This is a genomic window from Pantoea sp. UBA4549 (assembly GCF_002387285.1).
GTDB classification, from domain to species: Bacteria; Pseudomonadota; Gammaproteobacteria; order Enterobacterales; family Enterobacteriaceae; genus Pantoea; species Pantoea borealis.
Genome location: NZ_DGLH01000015.1, coordinates 1 through 21,964, shown reverse-complemented (window position 1 = coordinate 21,964; position 21,964 = coordinate 1). Strand labels below are relative to the sequence as shown.

The 21,964-nt window shown below is 49.5% G+C and carries 17 protein-coding genes; 3 read left to right on the top strand and 14 right to left on the bottom strand.

The features are described from left to right. Positions 1 to 3: 3 nt before the first annotated feature. The 9 genes from B3041_RS14145 to B3041_RS14105 all read right to left on the bottom strand — a co-directional run bounded on the left by B3041_RS14145 (position 4) and on the right by B3041_RS14105 (position 10,585). On the bottom strand, positions 4 to 1,428 hold the full coding sequence (locus tag B3041_RS14145) for a phosphomannomutase (RefSeq protein WP_151663376.1): 1,425 nt from the start codon (positions 1,426 to 1,428) through the stop codon (positions 4 to 6). A gap of 429 nt (positions 1,429 to 1,857) precedes the next feature. Next, entirely contained in the window at positions 1,858 to 2,736 is an 879-nt protein-coding gene (gene rfbD / locus B3041_RS14140) for a dTDP-4-dehydrorhamnose reductase (RefSeq protein WP_258124702.1), read from the bottom strand. After that, the gene (gene rfbB, locus B3041_RS14135; RefSeq protein WP_258124701.1) at positions 2,733 to 3,809 is read right to left on the bottom strand and encodes a dTDP-glucose 4,6-dehydratase; all 1,077 of its coding nucleotides are present in this window, start codon (positions 3,807 to 3,809) and stop codon (positions 2,733 to 2,735) included. The genes rfbD and rfbB overlap by 4 nt, the downstream gene beginning before the upstream one ends. An 8-nt stretch (positions 3,810 to 3,817) precedes the next feature. Further along, positions 3,818 to 4,369 carry a dTDP-4-dehydrorhamnose 3,5-epimerase gene (rfbC, locus tag B3041_RS14130; RefSeq protein ID WP_258124700.1) on the bottom strand — a complete coding sequence of 184 codons (552 nt, stop codon included), beginning with the start codon at positions 4,367 to 4,369 and terminating at the stop codon, positions 3,818 to 3,820. Then, positions 4,366 to 5,250: a glucose-1-phosphate thymidylyltransferase RfbA gene (gene rfbA / locus B3041_RS14125; protein ID WP_258124699.1), complete on the bottom strand. Its 885-nt coding sequence runs from the start codon at positions 5,248 to 5,250 to the stop codon at positions 4,366 to 4,368. Before rfbA ends, rfbC begins: the two co-directional genes overlap by 4 nt. Before the next feature lie 93 nt (positions 5,251 to 5,343). Further along, entirely contained in the window at positions 5,344 to 6,453 is a 1,110-nt protein-coding gene (locus B3041_RS14120; protein ID WP_258124698.1) for a glycosyltransferase family 4 protein, read from the bottom strand. Between the two features lie 72 nt (positions 6,454 to 6,525). Then, entirely contained in the window at positions 6,526 to 7,698 is a 1,173-nt protein-coding gene (locus tag B3041_RS14115) for an AGE family epimerase/isomerase (protein WP_258124697.1), read from the bottom strand. Positions 7,699 to 7,730: 32 nt separating this feature from the next. Further along, positions 7,731 to 9,146 (bottom strand): mannose-1-phosphate guanylyltransferase/mannose-6-phosphate isomerase, encoded by a 1,416-nt coding sequence (locus B3041_RS14110; protein ID WP_292976568.1) that lies wholly within the window; start codon positions 9,144 to 9,146, stop codon positions 7,731 to 7,733. Between the two features lie 35 nt (positions 9,147 to 9,181). Further along, positions 9,182 to 10,585, bottom strand: a complete 1,404-nt coding sequence (locus tag B3041_RS14105) for a phosphomannomutase (RefSeq protein WP_292975946.1) — start codon at positions 10,583 to 10,585, stop codon at positions 9,182 to 9,184. Between the two features lie 358 nt (positions 10,586 to 10,943). Here B3041_RS14105 and B3041_RS14100 point away from each other — a divergent pair, with 358 nt between their 5' ends. Together B3041_RS14100 and B3041_RS14095 are read left to right on the top strand one after the other, a co-directional pair. Beyond that, positions 10,944 to 11,918, top strand: coding sequence for a GDP-mannose 4,6-dehydratase (locus B3041_RS14100; protein WP_414692386.1), 975 nt, complete (start codon positions 10,944 to 10,946; stop codon positions 11,916 to 11,918). After that, positions 11,915 to 12,889, top strand: a complete 975-nt coding sequence (locus B3041_RS14095) for a GDP-mannose 4,6-dehydratase (protein WP_292975940.1) — start codon at positions 11,915 to 11,917, stop codon at positions 12,887 to 12,889. The genes B3041_RS14100 and B3041_RS14095 overlap by 4 nt, the downstream gene beginning before the upstream one ends. Before the next feature lie 40 nt (positions 12,890 to 12,929). Here B3041_RS14095 and B3041_RS14090 read toward each other — a convergent pair whose 3' ends face one another. Genes B3041_RS14090 through B3041_RS14070 form a run of 5 tightly spaced genes read right to left on the bottom strand, consistent with a single transcriptional unit; the run spans position 12,930 to position 21,209 of the window. Beyond that, on the bottom strand, positions 12,930 to 14,102 hold the full coding sequence (locus B3041_RS14090) for a glycosyltransferase family 4 protein (RefSeq protein WP_292975937.1): 1,173 nt from the start codon (positions 14,100 to 14,102) through the stop codon (positions 12,930 to 12,932). Positions 14,103 to 14,113: 11 nt separating this feature from the next. Beyond that, a complete protein-coding gene (locus tag B3041_RS14085) occupies positions 14,114 to 17,851 on the bottom strand; it encodes a glycosyltransferase (protein ID WP_292975934.1) in 3,738 nt (1,245 codons plus the stop codon). 3 nt (positions 17,852 to 17,854) lie between these two features. Then, on the bottom strand, positions 17,855 to 19,192 hold the full coding sequence (locus B3041_RS14080) for an FkbM family methyltransferase (protein WP_292975932.1): 1,338 nt from the start codon (positions 19,190 to 19,192) through the stop codon (positions 17,855 to 17,857). After that, positions 19,189 to 20,424, bottom strand: a complete 1,236-nt coding sequence (locus B3041_RS14075; RefSeq protein WP_292975929.1) for an ABC transporter ATP-binding protein — start codon at positions 20,422 to 20,424, stop codon at positions 19,189 to 19,191. Before B3041_RS14075 ends, B3041_RS14080 begins: the two co-directional genes overlap by 4 nt. Then, positions 20,424 to 21,209 (bottom strand): ABC transporter permease, encoded by a 786-nt coding sequence (locus B3041_RS14070; RefSeq protein WP_292975926.1) that lies wholly within the window; start codon positions 21,207 to 21,209, stop codon positions 20,424 to 20,426. The genes B3041_RS14075 and B3041_RS14070 overlap by 1 nt, the downstream gene beginning before the upstream one ends. Before the next feature lie 265 nt (positions 21,210 to 21,474). Between B3041_RS14070 and B3041_RS14065 the strand changes: the two genes are divergently transcribed. Next, positions 21,475 to 21,810, top strand: a complete 336-nt coding sequence (locus B3041_RS14065; RefSeq protein ID WP_292975923.1) for a hypothetical protein — start codon at positions 21,475 to 21,477, stop codon at positions 21,808 to 21,810. Positions 21,811 to 21,964: the final 154 nt, after the last annotated feature.

Sequence of the window (21,964 nt, the reverse complement as noted above, 5' to 3'; positions counted from 1 at the left end):
TGCTCAGTTGTCCTTCGTTGCGTTGCGGGCGATAGCAAGTCCCGTTTCCAGAAGCGTCTCGGCCTGGCTCTCGTCTGAAGCTTCCACATAGCATCGCAGTTCCGGAGCATTGCCGGAAGCGCGATAATGAATTGCATTACCGGAATGGAAGAAGAGTTTCACGCCGTCAATCGTTTCGGAGCGGACAATCGGATCGTCCATCTGAAACAGTGCACTTCGCGTCGCCTCATTCTTCAACAGGGACAGAAATGCGAGGCTCTTTTCCTGCGGGACGTTCTGCAACCTGTCGCTGAGAGCAACACGGAAATGGAAGCGGGCTGCGATTTCGGACAATGGCTTGCCAAGCTCCTTGACGGAACCAAGACTGCTGAGAATTGGCAGCAACGCATCGCGGGTCGAAAGCGCAGTCAATATGCGATTGTCCCGGCTGATATCCGTGCCCAGCAACACACCGCCATTGGCCTCAAAGCCGACCACCGCCGATATACCCGAGGCGATGGCCTGCGCCATGCCTCCGATGACATAGGGCGACCCCACCCGTGTTCTGATGACGCGCTCGAAATTTTCTTCAAGAGCGGAGTTGGATGTAACCGGCGTCACGATCATTTTGACGCCAAGCCAGTCGGCAGTGATCGCTCCCACCAGATCACCACGCACGAAGCGGCCCTTCTCATCCGCGATCAACGGGCGGTCGGCATCACCATCCGTGGAAACAATGGCGTCAAAGCGGCTTTCCTTCGCCCACTGGTCGAGAAGTTCGATATCCTCGGAGCGCAAAGCTTCCGTGTCGACAGGCACAAATACATCGGATCGACCGAGCGGTACGGCTTCTGCGCCAAGCTCGGTGAGGATACGGATAATGAGATCACGCGCCACAGACGAATGCTGATAGACCCCGACGCGCAAGCCGCGAAGGCTCTCAAGTCCGACAAAATCAACATAACGCTTCACATAGCGGTCGATTGCATCGCGGCTAAGGGGAACATCATGCAGATGACGAAAGGCAAGATTTTCCGGCAGAGCGGTATAGACCGCACTGATGGCGCTCTCGTCATTCTTGTCGATTTCTCCGTCGTTGCGATAGAATTTAAGCCCGTTGCGGTCGTCCGGAATATGGCTACCTGTAACCATGATGCATGGCGCTTGCTGCGAAATCGCAAAGTGGCTCAATGCCGGGGTTGGCAAAACACCGCAATCGACCGGCTGAAACCCCGCATCCTCGCTCGCCGCCATGCAAAGTGCTGCAATAGCCGGACTGGACGGGCGAAGGTCGCGACCGACGAAGACCTCGTCGCCCTTCTGCAGCTTTCCGGCTTTCGACAGCATTTCAACGAAAGCAAGAGAATAGGCATAAGCGGGCAAACCATTCAGTTCGTTCGCCAATCCCCTCAGACCGCTTGTGCCAAATTTAAGGGATGTGCCGCTCATGCTTTCCGCCAGTTCTTTTCCAATATCAAAGAAGTAACGCCCGCAAGCGCCCCCAGCTCAAAAGTTTTATCATCTTATAACGTGAACCTGAAAACTATGATCCCCACAATGGTGCAATCATATGCACCTTATTGTGGGTCATAATCCGTATAGGCAGGCAATTTCAAATCCTTAACGCAGTCTGCGTTAATAATTGCTGTGGAGTTTGGCACGTTGTTCTAATCGCGATGGAATTGACGCGCTCTTAAGTACTGAAATGGGCCGCGTGATCTTGCCCACCGGGACGCCTGGATTCCCAGCCAAGTCAAATTCCTCAATGATTTCAATAAATCATTTTTCACAATCGCCGAATGTGTCATAGGTTTGTGCTACAGTTGGTGCACGGCGTCAAGGGGCAGACATAGGCGGAAATTATTTCCGTCAGAGACGCTAAACCAGTCTGGCTACAACATCCCGTAGTGACAATTGCCAATGCGGTGCAGACCGGTTGAACACCTCCTGGAATTTCGCAGTCGACAGGCGTGAGTTGGCAGGACGCGCAGCTTTGGTCGGATAATCGGCTGTCGCGATATCCGTAACGGTCGCGGTCGGCCCGCCAAGCTTGGCACTGTCACTGAATATGGCGCGTGCAAAGCCACTCCAGTTCGTGTCACCCGTACCAGCCAGATGATAAACGCCATAAGCGGAAAAGTCGGGGATTGCTGCCAAATGATCAGCCACCTGAATAATTGCATCAGCGATGTTGAGCGCACTGGTCGGGTTACCCCATTGGTCAGAAACCACCGAGAGAGCATCGCGGGTTTCAGCGAGCTTCAGCATCGCCTTGACGAAATTTTTGCCGAAGGGACTGTAAACCCAAGCCGTTCTTAAAACGATGTGCTGAGGATTGGCTTGTGCAACCAGACGCTCACCCTCAAGCTTGGAGCTTCCATAGACACTGCGAGGTCCAGTGATATCCGTTTCGACGTATGGTTTGTCAGCGTCGCCTGCAAAAACATAATCCGTCGACAGATGGATGACGGGAACGCTACAGTTTTTCGCCGCGTCGGCAACTGCTTCAGCGCCAGATGCATTCACCGCAAAAGCAAGTTCTGGTTCATCTTCAGCCAGATCCACCGCTGTGTAGGCGGCAGCGGAGACAACAATGTCCGGCTTGACTGCTTGAATAGCATTGCGCACGGACTCCGGTTTGGCCAGATCCAGTTCTGGGCGACCAAGTGCGATCACTTGCAGATCGGGACGTTGAGATGCCTTCTCAAGAAGGCTCTGGACAACCTGCCCTTCCCGCCCGGTGACGACGATTTTCATGTCTTGGCCTCTTCGCTCGACGTGCCACCGAGCCGTTCGCCAGCATAAGTACCGCTACGGATGGGCTCCCACCACCAAGCATTGTCGAGATACCACTGGATGGTCTTTTCAAGCCCAGTTTCAAATGTCTCGTGCGGCTTCCAACCAAGTTCACGCTCAATCTTCGAAGCGTCAATAGCATAGCGACGGTCATGACCCGGTCGATCCGTTACGAACGTGATCAGGTCTCCATAGCTCTTACCGTTTGCACGGGGCCGTTTCTTATCGAGAATGGTACAGATCGTTTCCACGACATTGAGATTGTTTCGTTCTGAACGTCCGCCAATATTGTAGCTTTCGCCGATTTTACCGGTCGTCGCCACCAACGCCAGCGCGCGGGCGTGATCTTCGACATAGAGCCAGTCGCGGACATTCGTCCCTGCCCCGTAAACGGGCAGCGGCTTTTCATCGAGCGCGTTGAGAATCACCAGCGGAATGAGCTTTTCCGGGAAATGGAACGGACCGTAATTGTTCGAGCAATTCGAGAGAACGACCGGCAAACCATAGGTCTCGTGCCATGCGCGCACCAGATGATCCGACGCAGCCTTCGAAGCCGAATAGGGCGACGACGGCTTATAGGGCGTTTCTTCCGTGAATATCCCGCTGTCGAACGGCAGATCGCCGAACACTTCATCGGTTGAGATATGGTGGAAGCGGAAGTTCGACTTGCGCGGTTCCGGCAGTTCGCGCCAATAGCTGAGCGCCGCATTAAGCAGACGGAACGTGCCGATAATATTGGTTTCGATGAACGCCGCAGGACCGTCGATGGAACGGTCAACGTGGCTCTCCGCAGCCAAATGCATGACTACATCAATCTCGTTGGTGCGCAAAGCTTCTAGAGCGCTTGTGTCGTCACAAATATCAGCCTGAAGGAAGCTGTAGTTCGGATGATTTTCAATCTGGCGTAGCGAGGCCAGATTGCCCGCATAAGTCAGCTTATCCAAATTGACGACATTGACCTTGGGATCAGCGGCCAGGTGGCGGCACACTGCCGAACCGATGAAACCTGCACCGCCCGTAACAAGAATGTTCATATCATTCCTCAAGCAAAAACTTCTGCGTCGGCCAGAAGAGGTGCGTTCCGATCCTTCTCCGAGAGTTGAACTTCTGAAGGCGATATAGGCCAATCAATGCCAATAGCCGGATCATCGAATCTTATCGTGCGATCATGCGCAGGCGCATAATAGTCAGTAACCTTGTAGATAACCTCAGTATTCTCAACGAGCGTTATGAAGCCATGTGCGAAACCTTTCGGCACCAGAATCTGGTTCCACTTTTTTTCCGAGACTTCCAATGAAACCCACTTACCAAAAGTCGGAGAGCTTTTGCGAATGTCGACCGCCACATCGAGGATAGCTCCTCGCATCACACGCACCAACTTGTCCTGCGTATGGGGCGGCAACTGATAATGAAGACCACGCAGAACGCCTTTCGCTACAGAAAACGAATGATTATCCTGCACGAAGTGTAGATTGATCCCAGCATTGCCAATCGATTTGGCATTATAGGCTTCCGAAAAGAACCCGCGATCATCGCCAATTTTTCGCGGAATAATTTCCAGAACACCATCAAGTTCCAACGGACGAGCGATCATCGTTCGCTTCCAATTTCGTCAACACGACGACGCAGATAGGCGGCATATTCGGTCTGCCCAAGTTTTTCCGCCCGTTCAAGAACAACATCGCTATTGATCCAGCCCTTCTCGAACCCGATTTCCTCGGGGCAAGCAATCTTGATACCTTGCCGTTTTTCGATTGTGCGCACAAAGGATGATGCGTCCTGCAAGCTTTCATGCGTGCCAGTATCAAGCCAGGCATAACCCCGTCCTAACTGTCTGACCGTCAAATCTCCGCGCTGAAGGTAGATATTGTTGACTGCCGTAATTTCCAGTTCACCGCGTGCAGAAGGTTTGAGCGAAGCGGCAATATCCACAACATCATTATCGTAAAAATAGAGCCCCGTGACTGCCCATGAGGACTTCGGTCGACTAGGTTTTTCCTCAATCGATATTGCCTTACCTGTAGCCCGGTCGAACTCGACAACGCCATAACGCTGCGGATCTTCCACCCGATAGGCAAACACCGAGCCGCCCTTGGTATTGCCCGCAGCGCTTTCGCATAAATGGGACAGACCATCGCCGAAATAGATGTTATCACCCAGAATCATTGCCACATTGTCGTTACCGATAAAATCGCGACCGATGATGAAAGCTTCCGCCAGACCGTTGGGTTGAAGCTGTTCCGCAAAAGAAAAACTCATGCCGAACTCGCTGCCATCCCCAAGCAGCTTCCGGAAAAGAGGCAAATCATGCGGCGTCGAAATGATCAGAATATCCCTGATACCCGCGAGCATGAGCACGCTCAGCGGGTAATAAATCATCGGCTTATCATAGATCGGAAGAAGTTGTTTCGAAACGGCTATCGTCAAGGGATAAAGACGCGTACCACTGCCACCGGCTAGGATAATGCCTTTCATCTACGCTCCATCACTATCTTCATTTATATGAAGGTACACGGTATCGGAAACGGCACCAGTAAATCTCGTCCAGAGGGTAGTAACAACCTTACCTTATCGCGCCAAAGATGTATAATTCTTCACATATTCTAGCGCCATTTTATCAGCCGTGAAATGTTCGACATAACGCTTTCTGGCATTCGATCCAAATGTTCGCGCTAATTCTCCATCGTTAGCAATTGTCTGCATGGCTCTCGACAATGCTTCTGGATCCTGCGGAGGCACAACGATTCCCGTCTGCCCGTTCTGATTAACGTAGCTTGTTCCGGTGCCAATTTCGCATGAAATCATAGGTTTCCCGAACATGGATGCTTCCACCAGCGACAAACCGAATGCTTCGGATCGCAGATGTGACGGAAAGACCAGACCGGAACTCAATTCGAGAAGGGCAGTCTTATCGGAATCTGGCAATGCACCCGCGAAATGAACATGGGCAAGACTGTGCTCTTTCACGTAATCCATGAGTTGTGACCTCATGGGGCCGTCACCCACGATGACTATATCGACATTCGAACTGCGCGCCGCTGCCAGTAATGTCCTCAATCCTTTGTAATAACGCAGTACACCGACAAACAGGAAAAAGGGCCGAGGAAACCTTTCACGCCAGAGCGCTTTGCTGGTTTCAGCAGCGCGAGGATAGTCAGCTTCGTCCAGACCAAGCGGTATAACTGTTGTCTTATCTCTGAAACGCTGCAAAACCTCGCTGGTGGCAAGGTAATTGGGCGACGTAGCCACGATCCTGTCTACACTGCCCAGAAAGCGATTCATCAAGGGACGATAGAGCTGCAGGAGCAGCCGCTGCTTTACGATATCAGAATGATAGGTCACGATGGTGGGCCTGTCTGGACGCAGTCCCACATGAACGATATCGCTCATCGGCCAGGGGAAATGATAATGAATAATATCGGCCCTGTTGCTTAATTCACGGAACCGCGAAAACACGTCGCGTGATAACCCCGTCGAAGCAAATTCGATATCGAGTTTGGCTTTATAAGCCATGTGACCATCGAAGCTTCGCGTATTTTCTTGCGGCTTAGCACTCAGAGACAAAACATCCGACGCGATGCCGTGTTCGGCAGAGCCCTTCACAATGGCATGAATAGTGCGCTCGATACCGCCAAATGTATCCGGCCAATAGGTCTTAAAAAAATGCAGAACTCGCATGTTTCTCCACTACAGATATACACGTCTCTGCACATCTGATCGTTCATCTTCTCAAGCTGCTATGCACCCCCGTTAAAGGGCTGATATCGTTTTTTCCGCTTCATAGCAGGCGCAAAGAATATGATAAAAAGTCGAGGCTGGAGCGGGTTCATCGAGAAGCGAACCGCCTTCCGGCCATTTGTCGTACCATAAACCTTTGATCGGCGTGTCGAGAAAAGGTCGTAAGGCATCCATGGCATGCACGGCGGATTGCAGATAATAAGCCCGTTCTTCTCCCTCACTCAGAGAAGCGAAAAGCAGCGAAGATTTTATCCATTCAGTCTGCGGCCAGAGCCGTGCAAGACTATCATGAATGGAAAAATCGTCATAAAGGCTCATGATAGCGACTTTGCGCTGCGCGCAAATGCCATAATCAATCGCAACCTGGAACAAGCGTTTGGCGGCTTTCAATGCGTCGCCGTTCTGCCGTCGATCAGCCCATTGGCCCATTAGCCAAGACCATTCAAATTGATGACCGGGCTCGACCACCCTACCCTTTTCACCCGGATATGGCCGCCAATCATGATCGAAGAATTCGCGTAAAGCGCCAGTCTTGCCATCGATGAACTTCATGAGGGCAAGGTTGGCGATCTCATCGGCATATGTCGACCAAAATGATGTACCCGGATCCACTACTTCCCACGCAAGCATGGCCTCGAACAAATGCATATGCGGATTGGAGCACAAGGGCAACTTAGGCGGGTTGGCTTCCTCAAAGCCGCCAAGTGGATGATGATAATCGGCAATCAGCGCATTCATCAGGCCGAGCGCCCGTTGCCGCATCTCATCGAACCGATGCGGGATGGATACAGCGATCTGTGCGGCGGCGAAAACGGAGAATGCCTGATTGTAGAGATCAAATGTATGATCGATCATCTCGCCATTCTGAGTGGCCAGACTGCCGTAAAATCCGTCTTCCCGGCGGTAAACACGATCATAATAGTCTATTCCGGATTCGACAGTCTGCTCCCATGCGCCTGGCCAGCCCATGGCACCAGCCTTTGCGAAACAATAAATCTGTCTCGGATGAACACGCGAACGCCGATTGTCCGCATCTGTAGCGACACCGTTTTGCGCCACACGTTCAAAAAAACCATTGCTCGGTGCATCCACACCGGCAGACAGCCAGAGAGGCAGAGCATCGTTGTGTAACCACAACGACAAGCGTTCCACTTCCCCCTGAAGTTTACCTATCACATCATTCATCGTCTGGCCTTCATGACAAAATACTGAAACGATCAAACGCGTCCGAAATCGTCCTGAAAACGTACGATATCATCCTCGCCCAAATAAGCTCCGGTCTGAACTTCAATCAGTTCAAGCAAGATTTTCCCGGGATTCGAAACTCGGTGCACTGCCCCCTGCGAGATGTAAGTGGATTCGTTCTCCGACAGGAAAAGACTTTTGTCATCGATTACAATTTCAGCCACGCCGCGCACGACCACCCAATGCTCAGAACGGTGGTGATGCTTTTGCAAAGAAAGCTGTTTGCCCGGCTTAATGAAAAGACGCTTTACCTGAAACCGATCACCCGAAAGCAGGTGAGTATACCCGCCCCATGGGCGATAAATAGTTCGGTGTTCCTCGGCGAGCTTGGCCGTGGCGGGCTGCTTCATCAGCGCCTTTACGATCATGCCTACACCTTGTGCTTCAGAGAGCTTGCCGACATAGAGCGCATCTTCCGAGGCTACAATCGTCAGATCATCGACACCGTTGACCGCAACATGGACGCCTTCGGACAAGACCAGTGAATTATTGGTGTTGTGAAGACTGACCGGTCCACGTGCAACGTTACCCGCCTGATCCTGTTTGCTTTCCTTCCAGACAGCATCCCATGATCCGAGGTCCGACCAGCGGATCCGTGACGGGACGACCGAAGCGAGCTTTGTTTTCTCGAAAATTGCATAATCGACAGAAATATCGGGAGCCTTTTCGAACTCTGAACTATCCAAGCGGACGAAGTCGAGATCGCGATGTGCAGCAGAAACTGAAGCCTCCGCAGCCTCATACACTGACGGTGCATGGCGCTTGCATTCGTCCAGGAAAACATCCGAGCGGAACAGGAACATCCCCGAGTTCCAGTAGAAGCCACCTTTCGCAAGCATCTCGCGGGCGACTTCTTCTTTCGGCTTTTCTACAAAACGCTTGATCGCGCAGGCTCCGCTTTCTTCCAGTTCGCCAGCTTCGATGTAACCGAAACCAGTCGCCGGTTCAGTCGGCGTAATCCCAAAAGTGGCAAGGCGGCCCATGCGAGCGGCATTGCTGGCCGTATCAACGGCCTGAAAATAGGCATCGTCCAACTCAATATTGTGGTCCGACGCCACGACATGGATCAATGTCGGTTCATCTTTTGCAGCAATCAGCGCGGCAGCAGCAATGGCGGGCGCCGTGTTACGGGCGACCGGTTCCAGAATAACGTCTGAAAGTTCGACGCCACATTCCAGTGCCTGTTCCGCCACCAGAAACCGGTAGTCTGCGTTCGTTATAATGATCGGCTTGGAATAGCGCTTCGGGTCAGACAACCGTTTCAGTGTCATCTGGAATAGGCTGAGTTCGCCAGTCAGAGCCAGAAACTGTTTTGGGCGTTGAGAGCGCGACATCGGCCACAGTCTCGTACCTTTCCCGCCTGCCAACACAACTGGCCTGATCAACATTTCACGCAATTTAACTTCCTTTCGAAGAGCAGGACTCAGATTGTCTCGGCAAGCTTTGCGATCAACCCACTCAAAATCCGTTCGGTCTTTTCCCCAGAATCCGTTTCGACGTAAATCCGCATTTCCGGCGCATTGCCCGATTGGCGAAAATGAACCGTATCGCCATTCGCAAACGCCATGCGCACGCCATCGACAGTCGATATTGATTCCGGCGCGGCAATCAAGGGTGAGAAACTAGAACGGAAAGATTGTGACGTTTCTATAGCGCGCAAAAATGGAATAGCGCGACCTGAAGGAACTTCCTTGACTCGATCAGCCTTCATGAAGCGGGAGGGAAGTGTCGCAACCATTTGGCTCAACCGCATGCCCTGCTCTTTCGCCTGCGCCAGAACCGCCACAGCTGGCAAAACGGAATCACGGGTCGGCAGGCGGCGCAATAGGCCAGACTTCAACATCACATCATCGCCGAGTAAAAACCCGCCATTTGCCTCAAAACCAACGACAGGATGAACATCTGCACACGCCATTTCAGCCACGACATAGGGCGATCCAATCCGTGTTCTCCGAATGTTTTCGAACCAGCCGCTTTCTTCCAAAGCACTTGTCGTACTGAGTGGCGTAACTACAGTTTTCGCACCGAGATACCGGGCTGTCAGAATACCCAGTATATCCCCATTCACCTGCTTTCCCTGATCATCAATGACGAGAGGTCGGTCACCATCACCGTCCGTCGACACCACGGCATCTAGTCCGTGCTCAACAATAAATTCGCGCGACCTCGCCAAGTCAGCGGGATCCAGCGCTTCTGTGTCAACGGCAACGAATCGTTCCATTCTATGAAATGGACGAACCTCCGCGCCAAGGCCTTCAAATATGCGAACGAGAAGATCTCGCCCCACGGCGGAATGAAGATCGATACCTATTTTCATTCCAGTCAGTGCGTCCCGACTGAAAGAGGCGATGGAACGACTTACATATTCTTCTCCGACATCAGCCAAGGGCACCGGCAAATTGACAAGTCGCTGTTCTTCGACAACTCCACGCAATAATTCTCCAGCAAGGCCGCGAACGGGTGTTTCATCGTCCTTCAAAAATTCTCCATCAGGGCGATAGAATTTGATCCCGTTGTAGGCCTCCGGAATATGGCTTCCTGTTATCATGACGGCAGGTGCATTACGAACCATCGCGTAGTCTGCGAGTGCCGGGGTCGGAATATTCCCAGCCCAAATCGCATTCTTGCCGATCAGTTCGATTGCAGCCACGCATGAAGCTGCGATTCGAGGGCTGGATTCGCGCAAATCAGCGGCGACATAGACCTCGTTAAAGTCAAAATCACGGGAGATATGCCGCAAAAACGCAATGACATAGGCGATGCAAACCGCATCCGTAAAATCAGTTGCTGGCCCTCGCAGACCCGATGTCCCAAAAGTAACTGCCATTTCAATTCACTACCTAAACAACTTCCTTAAAGGGAGTCTACAATCCGGCTGATATCTTCACAACCACAGACAGCAACTTGAATCACTAAATCGCGGTGGGCATAGCATGTTGCGCGAATCAATTCGATTCGAGTAAATCAATATAAGATGAGAACGCAATTTACCGCAGGCCATAAGACTTGCCCATTTGCCCACACACCTATAAGAGCAATCATCACCTTAACTGACACGTACGGTGCTTCCCAGTTCGCTTTCGAACAACCGAATAGGAGGTGCTGCGGCAAACACTTTGATTCTATGGTCGGACTTTGTTGCTGACATACTCAATACACAGTATTCAATGGAGACACATGTGACGATAAGAGCTCTAGTTACCGGCATAACAGGACAGGATGGCGCTTATCTAGCAGCTTTTCTTCTTGAAAAAGGTTATGAAGTTTTTGGCCTTGCTCGTCGCTCGAGCACCTCGGATGTGAATCTGAGCCGATTAGATTGGCTTGGCGTGACGAAAGACGTTAAGATTGTGGACGGCAACCTCCTCGACCTCTCGGGACTCATTCGCACGATGCGCGATATAAAGCCCGATGAAGTTTACAATCTTGCTGCCCAGTCATTTGTAAAGTCTTCTTGGCAACAGCCGATTTTGACCGGCAATGTAACGGGTTTGGGTGTTGCGAATGTGCTAGAAGCAGTTCGACTGGAGCGCCCAGACGCTCGTTTTTACCAAGCGTCCTCTTCAGAAATGTATGGCCTCATTCAGGAGCCTATGCAGTCGGAAGTAACGCCATTCTATCCTCGCTCTCCATACGCAGTAGCCAAACTGTACGGGCACTGGCTAACCGTGAACTATCGCGAAAGCTTCAATCTTCACGCATCGAGCGGCATTCTCTTCAACCATGAATCTCCACTGCGTGGAATTGAGTTCGTTACCCGCAAGGTTACTGATGGGGTTGCACGTATCAAGCTCGGTCTTGCAAACGAACTTCGGCTTGGTAACATTGATGCAAAGCGCGACTGGGGGCATTCAAAGGATTATGTCCGCGCGATGTGGATGATGCTACAGCAAGATGTTGCGGATGACTATGTTATCGCAACTGGACGGACGACCACCGTACGCGATATGTGTAAAATTGCGTTCGCCCATGCAGATCTCGATCTTGAGAAGCATCTCGTTATTGATCCTGAACTCTTCCGCCCTGCCGAAGTTGACGTTCTTCTCGGAAATCCAGAAAAAGCTAAGAAAGCTTTCGGATGGACTCCTACCATTTCGTTGGAAGAAATGATTGTCGAAATGGTTGACGCTGACATTCAAAGATTGAATCGCTCGAAATGATGGATCAAGCCTCACCTCTCATGCGCCAACATCGCATTCTCATTACAGGGGCTGATGGCTTCGTTGGAACTTGGTTGATGAGGCTTCTTCGCGACTATGCGAAAACGAGACCAATTGAACTTGTTACCGCTGGCAGGTCAGACAATAACGATTATTCTCTAGATGTCGTAGATCGGCTCGATACCTATCGCATTGTTCGTGAAGTACAGCCTACGGCTGTAATTCATCTGGCTGCTATTGCGGCTCCAATGGAGGCCCGACGAGATCCTTCTACTGCCTGGAATGTTAATTTCCAGGGAACGTTAAATATGGCGTCCTCTGTTCTATCAGCCGCACCCGACAGCAAGTTCATTTACGCTAGTAGCTCAGAGGTTTACGGGGTTACATTCGAAGAAAATAATGGACGTCCAGTCGATGAGCGGAGCCTTTTGCAGCCCAAGAATATGTATGGGGCTGCAAAGGCAGCGGCAGACATCGCTGTCGGCCAGATGTTTTATGACGGGCTCCGCTCGATCCGCTTTCGCCCATTTAATCACACTGGGCCTGGACAAATACCATTGTTCGTGGTGTCCGCTTTTGCGAAACAAGTGGCCGACATCATGCAAGGACGGATCAAACCTATTATTAAGGTCGGCAATCTTGATGCCTTTCGTGATTTTCTAGATGTCCGTGACGTCGTACGTGCATATGCCACAGCAGCACTTAGTGAAAATAACGATGCCGAAGGCAAGGTCTTTAACTTGGCGTCCGGGCGAACTATTCAGATCCGTGAGATCCTGGAGATATTAATTCGTTTATCCGGCCATGACATTGAGATTATAGTTGATCCAGAAAAAGTACGGCCTTTAGAAGTCGCAATTGCTTTCGGCAACGCGGACGCTGCAAAACAAACTTTTAATTGGTCGCCAACAGTAAGTATTGAGAAAACTATTGCTGATGTACTAGATCAATGGAAGCGCGCCTCAGTTTAAACATCAATCAACATTACCATTACCCAATGCAGACATGTTGTCACCTATATTTGTTCCGCATTGCTATTACATCCTCAAAAATTCTTATCATTTCAGCTGCACTTTTATGCCAATCAAAGCGAGCAGCATTAAGGCGTGATCTAGCAGCCAAATGGCGAAGAAGATGCTCATCGCTTGCTAAACGACACATTGCACAAGTCAGAGCATCAACATCTTGCGGATCCACAAGTAGCGCAGCATCACCCGCAACCTCGGGCATTGATGACGTGTTGGAAGCCAACACTGGAATTCCCATTGCATTAGCTTCAATGATCGGGAGCCCAAAGCCCTCATAGAGCGAAGGCATGACGAGAAATCGTGCATTAGCATAAAGTCCAGCCAAATCACCGTCCGTGACATATCCGGTTAGTCGTACCGAGGCCTCGATACCGAGTTGTGAAATTAACGTCGTTAAGTTGGCAAGACGCCATCCTTGGCCACCAGCAATGACGAGAAGCAGCTCTCCACGAACCTTCACAGATAAACGAGAATAAGCTTCTAAAAGGCGAGGAAGATTCTTGCGCGGCTCCAGCGTACCAACAAAAAGTGCATAAGGTCGATCTATTCTGTGGCTCTGGGCAAAGGCCGCGAAAGATTCCTTCGTAAAATTACCGCTCAATAGGGTCAGACCTGAACGAACAACACTGACCTTTTCGGCAGCTGCTGGAAAGGCAATCTTCACAGCCTCCGCTGTCGCGGAAGAAACGGTGACCACTTTGTCCGCCCCATAAACGGCAGGTTTCATCAAGATACGTTCGCCAAGCCACGTTTGAAAACGCATGGTCGAAGCCGCGTCCATCCACACCAGATCATGGATGGTGACAACACGCGGAATGCGCTGATTTAGATAAAGCGGCAACCGGTGGGCAGGCCCCCAAAAAACATCAAGACCATCACCCGCCGCGAGTTGTGGCAACACCATTTGCCCCCAAATCAGACGCCGAATAGCGCCTGCATGGTTGCCAATACGCACCGTGGTACCCGGCCATTCCGGCAATGGAAAAGAAGGCTTTTCCGGTAGGTACAGAACAATTTCATGTCCTTTCGCAACCAGATGACGGCACATCTCCAGCACATAGCGTCCGATTCCGGTGAAGCTAGGAACGAGATTACGGCCGTTTACACCAATTTTCATATTAGGAATTCTACTAAAATGTTGAACCACGCTGCCCATCCCTATACCCCCTATTGAAGGATAATATCTAAAAGCTGCTGCGTGCTTTGCTTCCAGGTCAACCAAGGCATATCGTCTGAGCGCGGGTGCTTATTCTGACGCTTTAGATCCAACCAGCAACTAATGGCATCTGCCAATTCCACTTCCTTCAAACCATCGAAATAAAACCCATACTCGCCAGCAACTTCTCGGAAGACCGGGATATCACGTGCAATAATTGGTAGTTTATGCTGAGCGGCCTCAATGAGAGGAAGACCAAACCCTTCTCCTTCCGAGGCCACAATCAAACAATCACAAATTGTATATATTTTCTCCAAATATTCATCGCTAATGCCATTCAACCAGAACAATCGCTTTCCGAGCTCAGGATGGGCATTAATTTTTTCTACCAATTGCTCAACCAACCACCCTTGCTTACCAACGATAACTAGATTGATATCGTAATCATGTTTCCACAACGTCTCGAAAGCAGAGAGTGTTTGTGCATACCCCTTGCGTGGCTCAATGGTACCCACCATCAGAAAGCTAATTCGCTTTTTCATTCTTTTAAGGACCAATTCGCCATCTTCAGGCATCCCTATAGAGGGGTAACTGTTTTGAATATCAGACCCAAGATGAAATGACTTTACAGATAACGAGCCATTTCGAGAAATCGGATTTTCTAACAGCCACGTGTTCAGTTCATCAGCAACAGACTTGGAAATACATACTAAACTGTCAGAACACTCACCTATGGCCCTAAGCCAATTTCCGTGTAATTCTGCCGCATTGCGGCCAGATATAAAATGCCTTTCAAATAATATTGGCAAAAGATCATATATAACGAAATGAATTTTTACACCAAAACGGCGCATTTCAAGCAGTTTCTTCGATTGATTTTGTACTATATCATGCTGAAGATCAAGACCAAGGAAAATATCGCCTTGTCGAAATGCTATAAACTCATCACGCAAAAAAATCTCCGAACATCCCATCAAATTCAACGTATAGCTTCTTGCATAGCGATATCCCTCACCATCCAAGAGGGCATAGACTGGCTCTATTCGATACCCTTTCGGAGGATTGTCCATTAACTCCTTTAGGACACTTTTTACAACGCGCTGAATACCGCTGCGAGCATCCCTTTGAAAGAGTTCAGATATATCTACAAACAGCTGCTTTTGAAGAAGCGGTTTCGGTGTATTGGAAGATATTAGCTTTGCTATATTATACCAATACCCTTCCCCTTCTGATGGGGCGTCAATTTCCCCTAATGCATTGATCGCGTGCTGAACAAATTTCTCATTGCTCTGTCCATACAATTCTTCAATTGCCAGATGGTATTCTCTCGCAATTACCTCTGGAGAGAGTTCATTACGGACATATTCGCAAGATGTTTTTGACAAAACATCACGTTTTGACTCATCAAAATACAATCCCTCTAAGGCCGCAACCAGCTCTGCATCCGTATACTCATCAGATAGTTTTACAACACACTTGTCTGGGAGCTCATTCATAGCACCGTGTTGATTCACTATTGTTGGCACCCCATACGCCATACAATCAAAGACAGTCCCAGATGTTTCTCCGCGCGAAGATGTTCGCAATTGAACAGCCATATCAGCAGCATTCAAATATTCTCTGTATAATTCTGGTGGTGCGTATCCTGTTATCTTGATACGTCCTTTTATTTCAGCAGAAATAAGCTTCTTAATTCCTCTTCCATATTCCCCTTGGTCTTCCTGACCGACAAAAATAAGGTAACATTTTTTATTCTTTGAAAGAGAAGATTTAATCCACGCACGAAGCAATCGATCATTTTGTTTGTTTGGACCCATTATACCAAATGAACACACAACAAAATCGTCATCTTGGAATCCAAGAGTAGAACGTATCTCTCGTCTATTTAACAGATTTGGTAAGGCTCGCGCATGCGGTACCACGCTCCAGTTTTTAGAAAGAGATTCATCATAAAAATGCTTAGCAAGATTCTTTGAAAACTCACTGTGAACGATCACTCCTACAGCACTCTGTAAAACGGGACCGTTAGCTGGCCAGTCCATAACCACCTTTAACGAGCTACCAGGGATGTATCTTTCCTTAAGCGCAGAGTAACCGTGCGACGAATAAAGATACCTATCCCAAAATCCAGCCTCATAAGCAGCTATATGTGATACAATGCCACTCAAATAAAAATCATGTAAAACAACAACTCCGGGGTATTGTGTAACAAGATCAAACATGTGATTATGAAACTGTGAATTACCAAAATGGTAAATCACTCGATCAAATAAGATTGAATTTTCCTTAAACCATTCGACGTCATGAACATTTAAATCACAAATTTCATTGGGTAGATCGAACTTTTCTTGATTCACAATAAGCGTGATGTCGTATAAATTGGATAAACTTGGAAGTATTTCTGCACTATAATCCGCAATACCTGTCCTTTCCGGTGGCAACGGAGATATATACGCAAGCCTCTGCCGATTTTGTGATGCTACGCTTGAAATCGTCTTCTTACCAGCTTGAATGCGATCATATTGGTCTTCAAACGCGGACCATGCACGACGAGCACTCTCATCCCAGCTAAATTTCTTTGCTTGCTCAAGTCCGTGTTTCACCAGACTTTCGCGATAATTCCGGTTTAACAAAGCTTGGTTCAATCGAGCAGTTATATCTTGCTCTTTTCGTGGATCAAAAAGTGCGTCTTTGCGCCCAATAACCTCGGGGATGCTTGATACATTTGAACCGATAGTTGGGGCCCCGCACTGCATCGCCTCTAGAGCCGGAAGGCCAAAACCTTCATGCAAAGAAGGAAAGCAGAAAACTTCGCACAAATTATATAGTGCCACGAGATCATCATCAGGAACAAAACCCGTCATTACAAGATCGTTTTCTCGCAATCCATGACGCTTTGCGTGACTCTTCAATGCGCTCATAGAGTCGGGTGACGCCGAGCAAATGACTGCCAATTGATGTCTTGTTCGAACATCGGCAGGTAGAGATGCAAAAGCAGAGATCAATCCCTCAATATTTTTCCTGTGATCAATGCCACCCGTATACATGACAAAAGGTCGAACCAATCCATATCGACTGCGAAGCGCCACAGCTTCGTCAGGTAAGATGTCAATACGTCGAAAACGAGAATCTGCAGCTGTGGAAATGTTTACAACTCTGGAAGGGGAGATATTTAAAAAATCAATCGCTTCTTGCCGAGAGGATTCCGAAATAGCCAATAGCAATCCCGCCTGCCCCAGAGTTTTTATTTTGCGTTCATACCACGCCTTGAATCGTGGATCAGACAGATACAGTTGATTATGAATCAAAGGAATCAGATCATAGAGTGTCACAGCGGTAGCTTGTTCACCTACCAAAGGACCTATTGATGTGATGGCATCATCACCGAACCCTTCAATAAAGCTCGAAATATGAACGATGTCTGGATTTTGCGCTGCTAAAAATGAATCGCGCAATACATCACTGGCGTTCTTTCTCGCCAGGTTAATTGGATCCCATTCAGCGGTTTTCCCCAAAGATTTCCAACAAATGATATTTTCTGGCGCAAGCAGATTACTTAACGCTCCTCGAATTGGTTGAACTGTGTCCGGAAATGCATCATTAAGTCCGACGAGTAATTCGTGAGAACCTGCACTCTGCGCCATTGCCTCAACAAGCGCTCGTGAATAACGGCCAATTCCACGAGTTCCACTACTGGTGCTCTGCGCACCCTGAAGATCCACTAGCAACTTCATAATGATGTCTTTCAAAAACTAGCGCTTTGCAGATCGCTTGCGGGCCTGCATCAAGCGTCGATAAACTTCACGAACAGTTTCCGGCTGTAAGCTTAGCTCTGATACTTGCGTAATTCCGCTATCGACCGGGCCGTCACCCTGACTAGCAAGGGCTAATCTCCGCAATCGTAGCTCTAATGTTGGTACATACTGCACAAGCTGTTTGGCCAGTCTCATCAGCCTCGGTCGTGTATACACATACCGAAAAACATCAGCCAAATAGCGGCGCATTACACGCCGAGGACGGCTCCCCGGTTTCAGCCTCAACCATGCTGAAGTGCCACTGGAAACCCAAACTCTCCAAGAATTCAACAAACGCAATGGCGCCGTCAATTTCCATGACAAGCTTGAATACACGCGTGAGAGTTCTGCACCTATACTGTTGGCAATCTGAATATGCTCATTCAGTTGCGCCTGCGCCTGTAACAGCGCTTTTGACGAGACTTGTGTGTCTGCTTTGAGAACAGCATTACGCTGAACAAGCCGCTCTTTCTCCTCCTGCAGCGCCGCAACGAACGAATTCAGAATTTTCATGCTTTCTTCAAATTCTGTAATCCGTTTAGCATAATCGTCAATTTGCTGTTCAACGTTTCGGACGTGCTCTTGGAGGCGCACTACAAATGAGGAGCTCGCCTTGCCCGAAACCGTGAAATTGTCAAATACGTTTGGACCTGCTCCAAAGAACTCCTTCAACTCTGGATGTTCGTTTGAAACATAAAATCGGTTTAGGCCGTCAAAATAAACAAACTCATATCCTTTATCGGTTAGGAGAGGCTCCCAATCATCAAATACCACCGCCTCACTCATTGGATGAGTACTTTCTATTACAACAATCCAAGGCCTCTTTTCAGAGGGCAACCAGCTCTCGATGACAGATTTCTCCATACCCTCTACGTCGATCTTGAGCCAATGGACATCGCGATCACCAGTCGTGTCAAAAATCGCGGACAATGGGAGTAGTGGCACCTCAGTTTCGATGACTTCGAAGCCGCGCCGTCGGTGTTCTTCTGCGATTTCCGTATCACCGGTGCTCAGGCCGGTTTCTGGAATCTCAAAAAAATGGATGTTCTCACAGCCTTTACCGATGGCAGCCTGAAGAATTTTGTCGTCCGGTCGATCTTCCCGCAGCTTTTTAGCGTAGGTCGCCGTCGGTTCAGCCGATACACCACGCCAACCCCTTTCGTAAAAACCCCGGCTTACCGAATCCACTACGGGGTCCTGCGCACCTATATCCACGTAGAAGCCATTTTCGATATGCTTCAGTGCTCGCCACAGTATGACGTCCTCGAAATTCTGTGCGTAGGAAATGAACATCATGCCTTCCTGTTGATCATGAACCTAGCATCAAGCCAGCACGTTCCTATAAATACGAGTTCATCGACATTAACTACATCGAAAACCAGTGCATTATCCGCCCACTCATAATTATTCTCCATATGCGTATCGGAACTGACAAGAGCAGGCGAAAACGAATAGGAACCTGGCCCAAGCGTGCAGGTGAACGGCAGAAGGTATTCTATTCTTTCTCCACTAGTAACATCCTTGACCACCTGCTTCGTGTGCCATGTATTGGTGCCCCACACCACATGCCCAGTCCTGTCACGCAACATATAGCCAAGGACGAGGCGCGGAATGTCCTGATGCGCATATGCCACTAGCTTCATCACAAGTTTCTGTCCCACGCGAGCAGTATTGACCGGCTGCAGCGTATCTGCATCCAGAAGTTCAATGGTCTCAACCCGTACCTCAAATGTCCCCGAACGTGTGTGTAGCCATCCGTTCTCACCACGTTTCTGCTCCAACGACATTTTGGCATTTTCGCGTTCGGCTATCATGGCGTTATAATAATCCACCACCTCGTCGGGTGCGCCATCCTTCAGGACCGTTCCCTTGTCGAGTAAGATGACTCGGTCGCAAAGCGCACGCACGTCGCCCATGGAATGAGTAACCAAGATAATCGACGTACCTGACTCTTTGAACTGTCGAATACGATCAAAGCTCTTGTGCTGGAAATAGCTATCACCGACCGAAAGTACCTCATCTATGATAAGAACGTCGGGGCGCTGCGCCGTCGCCAGAGCGAAAGCCAAACGAGCCTGCATACCACTAGAATAGACACGAACAGGCTGATCAAAAAACTCACCTATCTCCGCGAAATCCTCGATGGCGGGCATCATTTCCTTAAGCTCCACCTGAGAAAATCCCATAAGGCCGCCCGCCTGATAAATATTCTGCCTGCCTGTAAACTCGGGATTGAAGCCGAGACCTAGCTCCAGAATAGCACTGATGCGCCCGACGACCGTCACTGTACCCTCATTGGGACGGACAGTACCAGTTATCATCTTAAGAAGGGTGCTCTTTCCCGCACCGTTCTGCCCTATCAGCGCTAGCGCCGCACCCTGCTTTACGCTGAACGATACGCCGCGATTGGCCCAGAACTCGGTCGTCGGGGCGATAGAAGCGCCGAACCAGTTGGCGAAGCGCTGAATATTACTACGATAAGTGGCGTAGGACTTGCCTACGTTGGAAACATCAAGAATGACCGACATCAGAGAGCATCCACCAATTCAGGACTTGCGCGACGGAAAACCATGAAGGAAACGACAACCGCCACGAATCCGACGACAATGGCCGGCCAAAGGTTCATCCATTCTGGCCGCTGATTGAAAAGCAATGCGTCCTGATAGAGACCTACGAGCGGCGTCATAGGATTCAAACCGATCAGAAACTGGAACTTTTCTGGGACCACTGACTTCAAATAAACAATGGGCGTAAACCAGAACCACAACTGCAAAAAAACTGTCATAAACTGCGCAACATCTCGAGCAAAAACATTAAGGATACCAAGGAAAACCCCGATTCCAAACGCCATGATCGAAATTAATAGCATTCCCGGAATAAGATAGAGCCAAGCAAAACCCGGATAATGTCCGAAAAAAAGGAAAATAACAGCGATTGCCAGAAGCAGTAGGACATGATTTATCAGCGCACTACCCCACACGATCACTGGCAAGCACAGCCGAGGGAAGGCGATCTTCTTCATCGCAGAGGCTTGCTCAATAAAGATGCCAATACTACGGGTCAGAATCTCGCTGAAGAGACCCCAAGCGGCCATGCCCGAAAGAAGATATATCGGATAAGCCGCCTGACTGTCGATGTTCGGCATGCGGGTACGCATAACTTCAGCGAGAACAATCGAGAATATAAGTGATTGCGCTAGCGGGTGAAGAATAAACCAGAAGGCTCCAAGACGCGAACGAGCAAAGCGGCCTTTTAAATCGCCACGAATAGATGCTAGTATGAAATGGCGATAACGCCATATACTATAAAGCATAAATACTTCCTTCAACAGTTGCGGACTATAAATCCATATGTTAGCGTGAATCCTGGCTGCTACGTCGCCATACTGATAATTTGATCACTTACACGTGGCGAACTAACTTCCTATAAATATATGGCGAAAATGCTGTTGAGCGCGACTAAGATTGAGTTCAACACCGTGTGGCATGTAGAGCCCCGGCAATCAAGTCCTCAAAAATCGCTTTCTTGACGCAAACCGGAGGAAAATGCCAGTGTGAGAGGCAGTCAGGCTAATCTAGGTGCCAATCGAGCGCGACTTTTTGAAGTTTGCCGGGGCCTTGATCGCGGCAACGAAGGAGGAAGCCGCCACCGCGCTGCCCTCCCGGGATGGATGCAAGAAGTCGGCATTACTCATAGGTGCGTGCAGAAGCGACAAGCTGCTTGCCCAATTCGGCAGCGCGGGTACGCATGCTTTTCCAGGCATGAAGCAACGGCCGGACAATCTGTTCCAGTCCGGCATTCGTCGTAAACAGGCTACACATATGTTCCTCGAACACGCGCCCCACACCCTTCGAAACCACCAGGCCGAACGTCTTTATCAGACCGCGGATCTGGTTGGACAGGGTTTAATCTGAATGGGGCTGTTCGGTCCGGAAATGCGTATACAGATTCCAGATAGCACGATGGGACATTCTCCAGAGAAACTTCTAAAGTCATCCGTGTATCTGGAACATATCCGGTGGCGTAATGTATCTGGGACTAAATTTTAGAGCCTGAATCATAATGAAT

Coding starts and splice junctions, on each gene's coding strand:
- B3041_RS14145 (WP_151663376.1), bottom strand. CDS start 1,428: ATGAGCGGCACATCCCTTAAATTTGGCACAAGCGGTCTGAGGGGATTG.
- rfbD (WP_258124702.1), bottom strand. CDS start 2,736: ATGAAAATCGTCGTCACCGGGCGGGAAGGGCAGGTTGTCCAGAGCCTT.
- rfbB (WP_258124701.1), bottom strand. CDS start 3,809: ATGAACATTCTTGTTACGGGCGGTGCAGGTTTCATCGGTTCGGCAGTG.
- rfbC (WP_258124700.1), bottom strand. CDS start 4,369: ATGATCGCTCGTCCGTTGGAACTTGATGGTGTTCTGGAAATTATTCCG.
- rfbA (WP_258124699.1), bottom strand. CDS start 5,250: ATGAAAGGCATTATCCTAGCCGGTGGCAGTGGTACGCGTCTTTATCCC.
- B3041_RS14120 (WP_258124698.1), bottom strand. CDS start 6,453: ATGCGAGTTCTGCATTTTTTTAAGACCTATTGGCCGGATACATTTGGC.
- B3041_RS14115 (WP_258124697.1), bottom strand. CDS start 7,698: ATGAATGATGTGATAGGTAAACTTCAGGGGGAAGTGGAACGCTTGTCG.
- B3041_RS14110 (WP_292976568.1), bottom strand. CDS start 9,146: ATGTTGATCAGGCCAGTTGTGTTGGCAGGCGGGAAAGGTACGAGACTG.
- B3041_RS14105 (WP_292975946.1), bottom strand. CDS start 10,585: ATGGCAGTTACTTTTGGGACATCGGGTCTGCGAGGGCCAGCAACTGAT.
- B3041_RS14095 (WP_292975940.1), top strand. CDS start 11,915: ATGATGGATCAAGCCTCACCTCTCATGCGCCAACATCGCATTCTCATT.
- B3041_RS14090 (WP_292975937.1), bottom strand. CDS start 14,102: ATGGGCAGCGTGGTTCAACATTTTAGTAGAATTCCTAATATGAAAATT.
- B3041_RS14080 (WP_292975932.1), bottom strand. CDS start 19,192: ATGATGTTCATTTCCTACGCACAGAATTTCGAGGACGTCATACTGTGG.
- B3041_RS14075 (WP_292975929.1), bottom strand. CDS start 20,424: ATGTCGGTCATTCTTGATGTTTCCAACGTAGGCAAGTCCTACGCCACT.
- B3041_RS14070 (WP_292975926.1), bottom strand. CDS start 21,209: ATGCTTTATAGTATATGGCGTTATCGCCATTTCATACTAGCATCTATT.